Source organism: Methylotuvimicrobium sp. KM1, from assembly GCF_044788715.1.
Classification (GTDB): Bacteria; Pseudomonadota; Gammaproteobacteria; order Methylococcales; family Methylomonadaceae; genus Methylotuvimicrobium.
Map to the genome: position 1 here is coordinate 1,778,982 of NZ_CP173170.1, position 13,421 is coordinate 1,792,402.

The window sequence follows — 13,421 nt, forward strand, 5'->3', positions numbered from 1 at the left end:
AGTAACGTCATGTGTATTGGTAAACGCTTATCGTAATTTCGGTGAGCTGTGTTGTTTAATAAGCTACAGAACATTGCACACACGGGCTTCGATAAAAACCATGGTTACCAGCATTAATGGCTCCGATAGTCGCGACGAAGGCGTCGCTCCCACAGAGAGCGGCAGACGCTATGTGGGAGCGATCCCCTGATCGCGATTTCGAAGTCGAGAGTGTTAAGTGACAATAAATGGTATCGAGGTCTCATTGACTAAGTTTGCAAAAGGGTAATTTTTGACTTATACCTTTCGTATTTCAAATTTCGGCGATGCATCCATGGCACTGGATTCCGTCAATTCCTGGCGGAATTGCGGGTTTTTCTGCGGGGCCGGTTGTTTACCTGTCCCTAACGTTTTTATTCTTAGACTGTTTTTCGATCAAAAAAGAGTAGTGCCAGGTTGCAAACCATTTTGCCACGGGCGCTTATCGCCACCGTTGTCCTAAGGGGCTTGCTACTGCGGCTTCCCACCAATTTAATTCGCGTACGATCGGATTTTGACAGTTTTCATAACCGCTGTATTCGATGCCTTTAAATATCTCTTTCTGTAACCAGGCATAGGCTTCCGGCGATTCGCTTTTCAATCGCTGCGGAATCAAAATATACTGACTAAGCAGTTCTGCGAGTTTTTCATTGATTTTGCCGTTATAGCGACCATCATTGACTTCCCATAGAAATTCAAAGGCGTCGAACCAGCGCGATGGCCATAACGCTAAATCAGCATCCTTGATCATATGCATATAGACGATATCGGTCGAGAGTTTGCGATACCAAAAGAAAAAATACAGCGATTCATGTCCGTCCCAAAAATGAAAGTTGTCGATCACATGAGCTAGTTCATGCACGATCAACGGAATTCTGAAATCTACTAGATATTTCAACCCGATGTCCTTATAAAACTGACCCTCTTTGGCTTTATCGAAATTCTTGATCGTGAAAACAATGCGATTACTGCCGCTGTACACCTGGGCGACGACTTGGTTTAAAAAACCGACGCCGGGAATGATAGTTAAGGGGTGTGTGTCGTCCGCCCAAATTTGGCTTTCGGTGTCGTCCGGAAATGCATCGAGGATCAATCGCTGCGTTTTTTCCGGGATTTTAGCATTAATGAATACGTTATCGAGATCCCTGATCGGCTTAGCTTTGACGATAAAGTCGCGCATGAACGGCGGAATCTTTCTTAGGCCTTTTTCAAATGCATATAAATGATCGGCTTCAAAACGCGGCAGGCGGTAATGGTTACTATGCTTGATCGCGGTTTTGGTGTCGTAAAACAGCGCTAAAACGCGACGCGCATTTTCTTTGTCATCCCAATAACCTTCCAGAATACATAACTCGTCTTGGCTTTGATTACGGCAATTTTTCTTGATTTGCTTTAGGTCGTCGAGGTGATCTGGGTGGGTGTGTCGGGTTAGGAAAGCGACTGCCGCTTGCCGGAGGCCTGGATTATCGTTTTCGTAATGGTGAATGACTTCATTAAGTCGCTCGATCGGCAAATAGCCGGATTCGCTGGTGGTGCATAATAATTCGGAGTCTTGGGAAAGCGTGAAGAAGCGGTTTTGGAAAAGGCCGCTAAACACTGGCTCTTGCGCCGATGCTTGTAGGTGCGTGGCAGTCAGCAGAATGAGCCCCATAATTCTTAAATTCGGCAGTTTAATCATGAGGCACTTGAGGTCTTTCAATCGCTTGTCCTAAAATTTTGAATAATCTTTTAGGGGAGCAAAAATGATTTGCATAGGCAGAATAAGCCATCGAATTAACTTCTTATTCTTCATGGTTGTCATAGCGAAATGCTTTTTTAAGGCTTGTATGCGGTAATATACCCATCGTAGATCAAAATTCGGCGCCTGGATGTCCGCTAAAGGACGCCGTGAATACGTCCATGTAGGCAAAGCCTTTATCGGACACCCAGGCGCCTCCTCAGGCGCTGCCGAAATTTGAAGTACGAAAGGTATAGTTGAAAAGTGAGTATTCAGTCCCGCGGCCATTCTCGTTCCCATGCTCTGCGCTCATCGTTATACATAAGTCAAAAATTACCGTTTTGTAATCTTAGCTAATGAGTCTTCGATACCATTTATTGTTACTTAACACTTTCGACCTCGAGATCGCGATCAGGGGATCGCTCCCACAGAGCATCCGCCCCCCTTGTGGGAGCGACGCCTTCGTCGCGATTTCGAAGCCACTGATGTTCAATATCCGCAGATTTATCAAACAGCACCGTTTCCAGGTCTACGATGACCTCTGTTTATCAAGTTTACCGATACTTGTGTATAACGGCGAGCGCTGGAGCGTGGGAACGATAGGGGGTGTGAATAATTACGTTGAAAACACCCGCCACTACTGGAAGTGCTTAAAAGTTCAATGTGAATGTAGGGTACGCTGCGCGTACCTAATGTCGGCACAAGGCAACACATGAAGGCGCGCTAAACTACGGGTGGTACTGCTGCTGTTGTTGTTGTTGTTGTATGCGCAGCTTACTCTACAGTCTTCAAGTTTCGAGATTGGTGTAATATTTACTTCAACTAATAACGGGAACATAGCTTTTTTAAGGTTTATGTTTCAGGGTTCGTAATAGCAATGCTTTGATAAAATCATGGAGAGGTTTGTTCCTTAACCTTAATCAAAATATTCACGCGTCGATTCTTTTCCCTGCCTTCAGGTGTATCGTTGTCGGCAATCGGTTGCGTGTCTGCGTAAGTAACTGCGCGCATTCGAGTGCTCTCAAGGCCTTGTGTCGTCAAGTAGTGTAAAACACTTGTGGCTCTAGCGGCACCTAATTCCCAGTTTGACGGAAATTGAACGGTTTTGATCGGACGATTATCGGTATGACCTTCGATGAAAATCAATCCGACAGCCTGTTGCAACAGAGGTACTAGATCGTCTAGTAAATGTTTGCCCGGGTCGGTCAAGTTGGCTTGCGACGACTCGAATAAAATATTGTCTTGGATTTCCAGTTGTGCATAATCCTCCGTTACCTTGATCGCTACCGACTTATCCAATCCCATTTGTTCGAGTTTTTCCGATAATTTTGATTCTAGTGTTTCCTGTGGTGGTGTTTCCGGACCGGGTATTAAAATAGTTTCTTCCAGTTCAATATCGGGCGTTATTTTGTCGCTAACAATCGGTTCCTCAGGTTTTTCAATCGGGGGTAAGGGAGGCCCTATAAATGGTGCGGCAGTCGGCTCGGGTTTCGTTTCGATAACCGGAGGCGGTTCTTTGATAATCCGTTCGGCTTTGGGTAAGGCCGGTTTAGGTTTTTTAACCGGTTGCGGAGTGGCAATCAATGCCTTGGGTTCGGTTTCGACAGAAAAATCGCTGAGCGCCATGAGCGTAATGATGAACATTAGAATCAATACGAATACGTCGAGATAGCTGATTAGCCAGTTTTGATTTCCGGGCTTATGGCTGTCTTCCATTAATTCCTCAAATGTTTGCGAAGACTGCAGTTTGAAAAAAGGGTCTTTATTCATCGATTTTCAGTTCATTATCATAATGAGCAATAAATGATTTGAGCGTTTCTCGAACAAACGAAGGGCTGCGATTGTCGGCGATTAAAGTGATGCCCTCCATGACCATGCTCATAATCATCACGCGATGTTCGGTGCGTCTTTCTAGTTTGATTGCGATCGGGGTAAAAACGAGATTGGCTAGTATCAAACCGTAAAATGTCGTGATTAGAGAAACCCCCATGTTGAAGGTAATGGCGCCAATATCCCTCATGTCGATGATTTGCAGCATATTAATCAAGCCGATCAACGTGCCCAGCATGCCGAAGGCCGGTGCAAAGGTTGCCATGCTGTGAAAAATATTGGCTTCCGCTTTTTCTTTGGCTTTCAGTCGAGCGATTCGCCATTTCAATAACGATAAAATATCATCGACAGGCGTTTGATCGACAACCAATTGAAAGCCGGTTTTCAGATAAGGGTTATTAATCGTATCGATAATGTTTTCAATGGCAGTGAAGTTTCGAGTGAACCACATTTTCGAAACATTAATGATCTCATCGGCTTCATGTTGAGGGTTTAGGCTTTCGTAAAGAAAAATCAGTTTGACCGATTTTAATCCATTAATGATATCTCTTAAGGGGTAGCTCAACAGTACCGAAGCAATCGTGCCGACAACGACAATAAAGAGTCCAGTCCAATTCATGAATGATTTGGAATCATTGGCAGCATAAAGAACGATAAATAAGCACAACACTATGCCGCATAAAAAGCCTAGAGCAGTCGAGTAATTTAATTTCTTTTTAGTATTCTGAAAAGTGTGGTTTAGCAAGTTGCTTTTTTTCATCGGCTTATTTTAGGCAATGCTATGCAAATGGTTTAAGGAAAAAAGGGACTTTGCGGAATGTTGAATTAAACATTCGAAGCTATTTAGCGTCTCTGGTCGGTTTGGCTTCAGTATTGATTATAAATCAACGCCCTCCATAAGTTAGGGAAGTTATTTACGAACAAGTGCTTATGCTGAATAATGACAAACATTCGCTCATTGAAACTATTCAGTCCCCTGGCAATTATCGTCCCCATGCTGGAGCGTTGGAATGAAAGGGGATATGAACAATTACCGCTCATTAGGTTATGAAATTTTGGCAGCACTTGGTTAGGAAATATTCCTTTAGATAGTGGGGGTGGATTATCTAAGTAATCAGTAAAGACAATTGTCATGTGAATTGAAATATAATATCGATTTTGGCACACTAGAGTAAAAAAGAAATCGGAGATTTATTTTTTACATGTCTATCGAACGAGCCAAGGTAAAATCAGGGGGTCGATCCTATTGATTTTATATTGCTTTTAACGTAAGTATTCAGCCCCCTGAATTCCCCTTTTTCAAAGAGGGGAGCAAAGTTCTAGTTTTTTTTAAATGCAGGGACTAAATAATTACCTTTTAACGAATTTTTAATATGATAAAAGTTTTGCTTGTTGATGATCATGAAATTGTTCGTTCCGGAGTTGAAGCGCTTTTAAATAAAGCCGGTGATATTCATGTTGTGGCGGTGGCAAAAACCGGTGAGGAGAGCGTCGAGGCGGTGACAGAGTTGCACCCCGATGTGGTGGTCATGGATATCAGCATGCCGGGCATTGGCGGCGTTGAAGCTTGTCGGCGAATTCTGCAAGATAATCCGGATATGAAAATTATTGTGCTGTCTGTTTGTAACGACGGACCGATACCGTTGCAGCTTTTAAAAATGGGGGTGTTAGGCTTTATTTCCAAAAGTTCGCCGGTCGATGAAATGGTAGCCGCGATTCGAAAAATTATGGCCGGGCAGCGCTATTTGTGCGCGGAGGTAGCCAACAATTTAGCATTCATGAAGTTGCCCGGTAATGATTCCCCTTTCTCAAAGCTTTCCCAAAGGGAGTCGGAAGTGGTTTCGTTAATCCTGCAAGGCAAAACGATAAAAGAAATGTCGGGTATGCTGACGCTTAGCGATAAAACGATTAACACTTACCGCTATCGGCTTTACGATAAATTAAAAGTGAAGAACGATGTCGAATTAACGCGGCTTGCCATCAAATTCGATTATATCGATTCCGCATCGATTTAGGCGATACGGAATCATGGAGCAAGAGAAAGGTTGTTTATAAAATTTCCCTGGCTTTGGCAAAGGCATTTCTAAAGTCTAAAAATAAAGGTTTATCGGTAGTCAGCATTGATGCTAACAACAGGTGTTGTAACTGATATTTAACATTACCGACTGCTAGTGCGCCGACGCCGCTTGCATTAGGTGCGTGTTCCATGGGTTTGCCAAAATCATTGAGTTTTATGCCTTCGATACCGGCCGGTGGGACCGCATTGACATCGCCGGCTACCTTGAGTGCTTTGGCGTGGCTCAGTATTTTGCTGCTGATGACTTGTATGCCGGCTTTCGCGGTACAGAAAATGATGTCGGCATCGGCGATCAGTTCCACTTTCTGTTCGTCCGAAGAAGCGCAGGCACCTTTTAGGTTGGATTTGAAGCGTCTGTTATATTCTTTAGCTAAATCATTGGCGGTTTCGGCTGAAAGATGATCGACCAATACAGTTTCTGCGCCTTCCAGCGAAGCGATGACTCCTGTGGCAATCCCGACCGGTCCGGTGCCGCCGAACACCAATGCTTTGGCGTCTTTCAAGTCAAGGTTATGCTTGGTCTTCAGTTCTTTTTCAACGCAACCCACTAGTGCCGCAGCGGTTGTGAATGCACCGCTGGGATCGGCGAATACTGAAATTTCAAAAGGCGGAACCATCGCTTGTTCTGCGGCGCTCAGCATGTCTATTGCCAGACCGATATCCCGTCCTCCGATAAATAGACCGGTGCGCTTCACACCGTTTGGCCCCCTGGAAAAAATGGCATCTTGCGTCAATCCGTGAACGCCGTCCAGTTTGACATTGCTGTAAGGTATTAAAACATCGAATCCCGCGTCCAAAGCCATATTGACATCGAAAGGGCTATTATTGGGCATCGGGTCCAGCATATGCAGGATGCTGCGCTTCTCCATAGGATTTCCTCTTTATTTAAAATCGTTAGGCTTTGGTTTTGATGAAGTCCCGAGCAACTTCGAATGCATGGGTAAAATGCAAGTAGACAGGTTTTTCGGCATCAAGCATTATCTTCAGCAGTTTGTTTTGCGCTTGGTATTTGACATTGCCGATAGCCAATGCGCCAATGCCGACTGCGCCGCTTTTCGATCCGGGCAGAGGCGTGCCGTTATGGAAGGCGTCGAGTCCGGCGATTCCTGATGGCGGAACGGCGTTGACATCGGCCGCGACTTTTAATTGCGGTGCCGAAGCGATTAGCTCGGCGCTTAAGAGTTCGATTCCGGCGGCTCCGGTAGCGAAGACGATATCGGCGGTTTTCATAAATTCGGCTTTGTCCGCATCCGCGCCGGCCATGATTTGGATAGAGCCTTCACCGAATTCGTTGCTGCAAAGATCGGCAATACGCTGGGCTTTTTCGAGTTGGCGTCCGACGATTCTGACGTTTGCACCGGCCTGAGCGGCTATAACCGCTGCTGCTTGACCTACCGGTCCGGTACCTCCCAAGGCGAGCACGTTTTTGCCTTCAAGAGTGGTGTTGAAATTTTTTTGCAACTCGTTTTCAACCGCTGCGACCATGCCGGCTGCCGTCGTAAATGCACCGCTCGGGTCGGCGAAAACGGAGACTTCAAAAGGCGGGACCATCGAGTTTTTGGCGGTTTTAAGCATATCGAGCGCTTGTTTGGTATCCCTGCCGCCGATAAAAATGCCGGTTTTTTTTAAGCTTTTAGGGCTGCGTGAAAAAATAGCATCTTGCACTAGGCCGCGTACTTCGCTGGGTTCTACATTGATGTAAGGTATTGCCGAAACCCAGCCCGCGTCGAGCGCCATATTGACGTCGAACGGACTTAGGTTTTTAGCGGTTGTGAGCATATGTAAAATAAATGGTTTTTCCACGGGTTCCCCCCTCTTTAAAGTTTAGCTACCCAGTATAAAAGAAAATAAAGCATTTTAAAAATGGCTAGCGCTTTTTGTGAGCGGTAAATTGCGACTGGGTATACCTTTCGTACTTCAAATTTTGGCATTGCTTAAGAAGTAGGTGATAAGAGACTTTGTCATGACCGAGCTGATAATGGCGATGCCTCTTAATGTCACAGCCGGTATAATGGATCTTGAATCGAAAATCAATCTGATGAACCATGATGCACATTGATAAAGTCCAACAGCGCCGAAAGGCTTATGATGCTCGAAATGCTCAGAAGGATAAGGACGCAGCGAGCCGGAGGATAGTCGATAAGTTTCTTGAGCATGCAGCTTACCGGCGGGCCATGACTGTCATGTTTTACTTACATTGTCGCTCCGAAGTTAGAACGCGCGATAAGGTTCGCGAACAGTTATCGGGCGATAAGCAGGTGGTTGTTCCTTATTGCACCAAGGATGCCGATGGTCAAAACCGATTGGGTCTTTGGAAGCTCGAGGACTTGCAAGAATTGCAGCCTGGAACGTGGGGCATACTCGAGCCGCCGAAGGAGCGGTGGGGGGAGTCCGGGAAGGAAATAGCGCCCGAAGCTTTGGATGTAGTCATGGTTCCGGGTGTTGCTTTCGATAGAAGCGGAGGGCGCTTAGGTAATGGCGCCGGTTATTACGATCGTCTATTGAAAAGTGTCGGAAAAGATACGGTGCTAATCGGCGTCTGTTTCGAAGCACAGATAATGCCTAAAATTGTCATGGAGGCGCATGATATTTTTATGGATTATGTCATAACCGAAGCTGAAATTTATCGGGGTAGAGGTAGATTTTGACGATGTCATGGACGAAATTAAAGGAACAGCTTGCAGAAACACCGGCCTTTGTTTACGACCTCAATGCGATTGAAACAACATTGCAGACCTTAACTCGTCTTCGCGAGCGGTCAGGTTGTAAAGTTTTATATTCAATCAAGTCGTTACCATTTTTACCGATTTTGCATATGATGCGGCCTTATCTCGACGGCTTTTCGGTGAGTTCTTTGTTCGAAGCGAGGTTGGCTTCTGAAGTATTGGCAGGAAAAGGCTCGGTGCATTTGACTACGCCCGGCATACGAGCGGACGAAGTCGAAGAGCTGGCGCGGATTTGCTCGCATGTCAGTTGCAATTCCTATCGTCAGCTAGATTTGTTTACAAAGTATTGGGAACAAGGCGCTTCGGTCGGTTTACGTTTGAATCCTAAGCTCTCGTTCTTGGATGATCGGCGCTATGATCCATGTCGGCCTTATTCGAAACTCGGCATCGATTTGGAGGGGTTGGATATGAATGACCTGAGCGGTCGAATTGAAGGATTGCATTTCCATAACATCTTTTCGGCGTCGGACTTCGAGCCGCTCGTTCAAACCTTGGAGACGATAAGAAATCGGCTCGGCAACAGTTTTTCCAGGTTGGAATGGTTGAATCTCGGGGGAGGTTATTTATACGATCAAATCGGACAGTTCGATATTTTTATCGATTCGGTCAAGCAATTGCGCAAGGAATTCGGACTCGAAGTATTGATTGAGCCGGGCAAGGCCTTGGTTGGAAGGGCCGGCTATTTGGCGACTTCGGTTGTCGATTGTTTCGTCAGCGACGGCAAATCCATCGCGGTATTGGATACCTCGGTCAATCATCATCCCGAAGTCTTCGAATACCAATGGCATCCACCGTTGCTTGAGCATTGCCCTAATGGGCGGTATTCGGCGATTTTAGCGGGATCGACATGTCTGGCCGGAGATATTTTCGGGGAATATCGTTTCGATCGACCGTTGAAAGAGGGAGATCGATTGGTGTTTTCGGATGCCGGCGCTTATGCCTTGGTCAAAGCGCATCGTTTCAACGGCTATAATCTACCGGATATATACGGCATGACTTCGGGAAATGTATTTTTGCTGAAGCGCCATACCTATCAACATTATTACGATCAGTGGTCGGGGCTTGCGCCGGCTTGAACCGCGCGAAGTATATCGACAGGAGAAATATCATATGAAGGCAGTTTTAATGACCGGAGCCGGCGGCCCCGAGGTTTTGCAATGGACGGATATCGCGGAGCCGAATATCGTTGAACCGACCGAGTTGAAAGTCAGGCTCAAGGCGGCCGGCATTAATCCGATCGATACCAAGGTTAGAAGTAACGGTTTGTTTTATCCGGACGCCTTGCCGGCAGTACTAGGTTGCGACGGTGCCGGCGTTGTTGTCGAAGTGGGCACCGAGGTACAAAATTTCAAGCCCGGCGATGAAGTTTGGTTTTGTAACGGTGGGTTGGGGCGGGAGCCCGGCAATTATGCAGAATATACCGTGCTCGATAGCCGTTGGGTCGCGCTTAAGCCTAAGTCTTTGTCATTCGTCGAGGCGGCGGCCTTGCCATTGGTGTTGATTACCGCGTGGGGCGCGTTATTCGATCGCGGCGGTTTGCAGGACGGCCAAACCGTCCTGGTTCATGCCGGGGCCGGCGGCGTCGGTCATGTCGCGATACAATTGGCTAAATTAGAAGGAGCCGAGGTTCTAACGACGGTAAGTTCTGAATCGAAAGCTGATTTTGTCTTAAGCCTAGGTGCGGATCAAGCAATCGATTATCGCCAATGCAACTTCGCCGAAAGAGTTAATGAATTAACCGGCGGGCGAGGGGCCGATGTCGTTTTGGATACGGTCGGATCTGAAGTGTTCAAAGACAGCATCGAAGCCACTGCGCATTTCGGAAGTTTGGTCACGCTGCTTGACCCCGGAGCCTTGAATTGGTCGGAAGCGCGGATGCGCAATCTCAAAATCGGTTTTGAATTGATGTTGACGCCGATGTTGCGAGATCTGGATGCGGCGCGCGATAAACAAGTCGAAATCCTTAATCGTTGTGCCGAATTTATCGAATCCGGAAGTTTGCGAGGGGTTGTCGGGCATTGCTTGTCGTTAGATCAAGCCGCAGAAGCGCATCGCTTGATCGGAGAAGGGCATACTCAAGGCAAGATTGTATTAGAAATAATTTAACCGGCGGAATGGCGTGTTACCGGTGCGGGTAAAATATGTTGAAAATATCCTCGAACTGATCGTGGACTTTGTCGATGATATCGCTTAATTGCTCGTCGGAAATACCGACTTCCGATAGGTCTGTTTCAGTATCGAAAAAGGCCATTTTAGCGATCCGGTTGGCCGATCTGACAATAGCGGCCGCAGCTTGATAGCGGCCGGAGCTGTCGGGATGGGCATGCAAGGCAATCGTTTCGCTAATGATTTCAGGCAGTTTCCATAATTTGGCGAGTTCCGCTCCGGTTTCATAATGATCGAAACCGATTAGGTTTCGTTCGGTTTCGATTTCATCAGCATCGGTCGATTCGACTAGTAGTCCGACTTCTCGGGCTAATTCGGGAATGCGGCGATAAAATACCAGTTTGCCGATTTCATGGAGTAAGCCGCAAATAAAAATAGCTTCGTCGTTTTCGTCAGTGTCCCAATGGGCTGCTAATTCTCTGGCGGTTAATGCGCTTCTTAGGCTCATCGCCCAAAAGTCATGCATGGACAGCATACCGTTCGGTAGCATCGAGAACCGATCTATGATCAATGTGCTCAACACTAAGTTTTGAAGTTCTTGCGTGCCGATCAGCGTGATGGCATGGCTGATCGTGACGATGCGTGATGGGAAACCGAAAAAAGCGCTATTGACCAATTTCAATAAGCGTATCGATAAAGCCGGGTCCTTTTCGATAATTTTGCCGGCATCGACGATCGATTTATACGGATCTTCGAGCGTTTTTTTTAGCTCGAAATAAATTGCCGGCGGCGATGTTAATTGAAGATCGCCTTTCAATAAATCGGCTGCGGTTAAATTGGACGAGTCGGAATGCGGCATTGGCAAAACGGATTTCTTCATTATACTTGTTAAAGTTTTGACATTTTATAGTGTATTGCAGTCAAGCTTAGGTGAGGCTTGCGATAAATCAAGGGCTTCATCGAGAAATAGTCCGAATCGGAAGCCGTCAAGCATTTAACACATCAACCAGTGAATACGATGTTAAGTAACTCTCAGCGACAAAGTAAAATCATCATTGCCGGAATGGATCGGAAAACTGTCGCACAAATTGAAACGATTTTGATAGATAAAGGGTTTTCTAATTTTGCGATTGCCGCTGAATGCGGCGATATTTATCGCATCATTCGACCCTATGTAGACAACGCCGAAGAGTTAGGCTTGATTATTGTCGATGAAGATTTGCCCGGCGGGCACGTTAGAGATATGTGTTATTCACTTTCGGGTGAACAAGCGGGCGTTTTTTTACCTTTTATCATTCTTAAAAACGAACGCCCAAGTCAAGTGTCCGATGCTTCCGCTTCGTCGTCGCTGATCTACGAGCTATGTAAGCCGCTTCGTGGGCCTGAGCTCGTTATTTTAGTAGAAATGTTGTTGCTACTTAAAATCGAGCGTTCTATGCGTTACCAGCAACAGGAAAGGTTGATCAACGAGTTGGCGACGCGAAAATTGCTCGATGCGAAATTAAAATATTTGGTCGCTCATGATGAATTGACCGGCTTGATGAATAGAACGCAATTAGAAAACTATATTCGATTAAGTTTGACGCGGAACCAAAAGTTGCAGCAAAACGGCGCATTGTTGTTGATAGACTTGGATCGGTTCGGTTTGATTAACGATTTGGAAGGCTTCGATATGGCCGATAAATTGATTATCGATGTTGTGACAACGATTCGAAAGCTAGTGAGACTAGATGCTTGGTTTGCTCGCATCGACTCGGATGAGTTTTGTCTATATTTCGATAATATATCCGGTCTTAAGGCGCGTGAAGTTGCCGAGGATATCCGTAAAGGGCTCAATGAAAGCCGATTTCAAACCGGCAATATTTGTTACAGTATTACCGCGTCAATCGGCATCGCTACGTTGCAATCGGCGAAAGTTATTCAGCATCCCGAGGAGTTAATATCTAGAGCGCACCAAGCTTGTTGCTTGGCGAAACAAAACGGCCGAAATATGGTCTGGTTTTATAACGAAGAAGATAAAGCCATCAAAGAACGGCATCGCGATGTTTATTGGGTCCCTTTGATTAGGGATGCTCTGTTAATGCGAAATTTCTTTTTGATGTTTCAACCGGTAGTGAATCTTAGAACAGGCGAGGTTTCGCATTATGAGGTACTGATTCGAATGCGGGGGCATGAAAACAAGGTCATTAGCCCTTCCGAGTTTATTCCGGTTGCCGAACGAATGGGTTTAATACATAGCATCGACTTATGGGTGGTTGAGAATGCGATTGATTTTTTAGCGGCGCTTCCCCCCGAATTGTCCAATGTATCGTTGTCGATCAATTTATCCGGAGTCGCTTTTCAGGACGATGCTTTATTGCCGACCATCAAAAGAAAACTGGAATTGTCTTGGGTCAATGCCGAGCGGATCACCTTTGAGATTACCGAGACCTCGGCGGTCGATAACTTCGAGCAAACTCGGCATATGATTAATCAAATTAGAGCTTTGGGTTGTCATTTTGCGTTGGACGATTTTGGCGCGGGTTTTTGTTCGTTCAATTATTTAAAGAAGTTTCCGGTCGATTTTGTAAAAATCGATGGACAATTTATTCGAAATTTAGTTAATGACGATACCGATCAAGTTTTGGTCCGATCAATGAGCGAAATTGCCAAGCAACTCGGTAAAAAAACGATTGCCGAATTTATCGAGTGCCCGCGGGTGATTAAAATTTTGGTTGATCTAGGTATCGATTATGGACAAGGTTATATTTTCGGTAAGCCAAGCCAGTTATTGATCGAGCATGGTTATATTCCGCTGCAGCAACTATTAATAGAAGGCGATAAAAGCACGCGTTTTCTATATAATTAGTGTTCTTCTAAGTTCAAATAATACCTCGTCGGGTCATATCAAGGTTCGGCAGAGGCTCCAGCCCAGCCTTAAGAAATGTAGTGTTTATGTCCTAAGGTA

At 45.8% G+C, this 13,421-nt stretch carries 11 protein-coding genes; 5 read left to right on the forward strand and 6 right to left on the reverse strand.

All coding sequences use genetic code 11. The features are described from left to right. Positions 1-460: 460 nt before the first annotated feature. The 3 genes from ACINK7_RS07535 to ACINK7_RS07545 form a co-directional block, all read right to left on the reverse strand. Entirely contained in the window at positions 461-1,696 is a 1,236-nt protein-coding gene (locus tag ACINK7_RS07535) for a hypothetical protein (RefSeq protein ID WP_404360712.1), read from the reverse strand. Between the two features lie 930 nt (positions 1,697-2,626). After that, positions 2,627-3,505: a flagellar motor protein MotB gene (locus ACINK7_RS07540; RefSeq protein ID WP_404360713.1), complete on the reverse strand. Its 879-nt coding sequence runs from the start codon at positions 3,503-3,505 to the stop codon at positions 2,627-2,629. Continuing rightward, entirely contained in the window at positions 3,498-4,184 is a 687-nt protein-coding gene (locus ACINK7_RS07545; RefSeq protein WP_404360714.1) for a motility protein A, read from the reverse strand. Before ACINK7_RS07545 ends, ACINK7_RS07540 begins: the two co-directional genes overlap by 8 nt. Positions 4,185-4,938: 754 nt before the next feature. Here ACINK7_RS07545 and ACINK7_RS07550 point away from each other — a divergent pair. Continuing rightward, positions 4,939-5,580, forward strand: a complete 642-nt coding sequence (locus ACINK7_RS07550) for a response regulator (RefSeq protein WP_404360715.1) — start codon at positions 4,939-4,941, stop codon at positions 5,578-5,580. A 34-nt stretch (positions 5,581-5,614) separates the two neighbouring features. On the opposite strand, the gene ACINK7_RS07555 is transcribed toward ACINK7_RS07550, so the two are convergent. Continuing rightward, positions 5,615-6,511 carry an NAD(P)-dependent methylenetetrahydromethanopterin dehydrogenase gene (locus ACINK7_RS07555; RefSeq protein WP_404360717.1) on the reverse strand — a complete coding sequence of 299 codons (897 nt, stop codon included), beginning with the start codon at positions 6,509-6,511 and terminating at the stop codon, positions 5,615-5,617. Positions 6,512-6,536: 25 nt separating this feature from the next. Beyond that, the gene (locus tag ACINK7_RS07560; RefSeq protein ID WP_404360718.1) at positions 6,537-7,445 is read right to left on the reverse strand and encodes an NAD(P)-dependent methylenetetrahydromethanopterin dehydrogenase; all 909 of its coding nucleotides are present in this window, start codon (positions 7,443-7,445) and stop codon (positions 6,537-6,539) included. Positions 7,446-7,687: 242 nt separating this feature from the next. Here ACINK7_RS07560 and ACINK7_RS07565 point away from each other — a divergent pair, with 242 nt between their 5' ends. The 3 genes from ACINK7_RS07565 to ACINK7_RS07575 are packed head-to-tail and all read left to right on the forward strand — an operon-like array spanning position 7,688 to position 10,474. Continuing rightward, entirely contained in the window at positions 7,688-8,290 is a 603-nt protein-coding gene (locus ACINK7_RS07565) for a 5-formyltetrahydrofolate cyclo-ligase (RefSeq protein WP_404360719.1), read from the forward strand. Positions 8,291-8,292: 2 nt separating this feature from the next. Then, positions 8,293-9,444 carry a carboxynorspermidine decarboxylase gene (locus tag ACINK7_RS07570; protein WP_404360720.1) on the forward strand — a complete coding sequence of 384 codons (1,152 nt, stop codon included), beginning with the start codon at positions 8,293-8,295 and terminating at the stop codon, positions 9,442-9,444. Positions 9,445-9,478: 34 nt separating this feature from the next. Then, positions 9,479-10,474 carry a zinc-dependent alcohol dehydrogenase family protein gene (locus ACINK7_RS07575; protein ID WP_404360721.1) on the forward strand — a complete coding sequence of 332 codons (996 nt, stop codon included), beginning with the start codon at positions 9,479-9,481 and terminating at the stop codon, positions 10,472-10,474. A gap of 16 nt (positions 10,475-10,490) precedes the next feature. Here the strand turns inward: ACINK7_RS07575 and ACINK7_RS07580 are convergent, their stop codons facing one another. Then, positions 10,491-11,354 carry an HDOD domain-containing protein gene (locus tag ACINK7_RS07580; RefSeq protein ID WP_404360723.1) on the reverse strand — a complete coding sequence of 288 codons (864 nt, stop codon included), beginning with the start codon at positions 11,352-11,354 and terminating at the stop codon, positions 10,491-10,493. 138 nt (positions 11,355-11,492) lie between these two features. Here ACINK7_RS07580 and ACINK7_RS07585 point away from each other — a divergent pair, with 138 nt between their 5' ends. Next, on the forward strand, positions 11,493-13,322 hold the full coding sequence (locus ACINK7_RS07585) for a putative bifunctional diguanylate cyclase/phosphodiesterase (RefSeq protein WP_404360725.1): 1,830 nt from the start codon (positions 11,493-11,495) through the stop codon (positions 13,320-13,322). Positions 13,323-13,421: the final 99 nt, after the last annotated feature.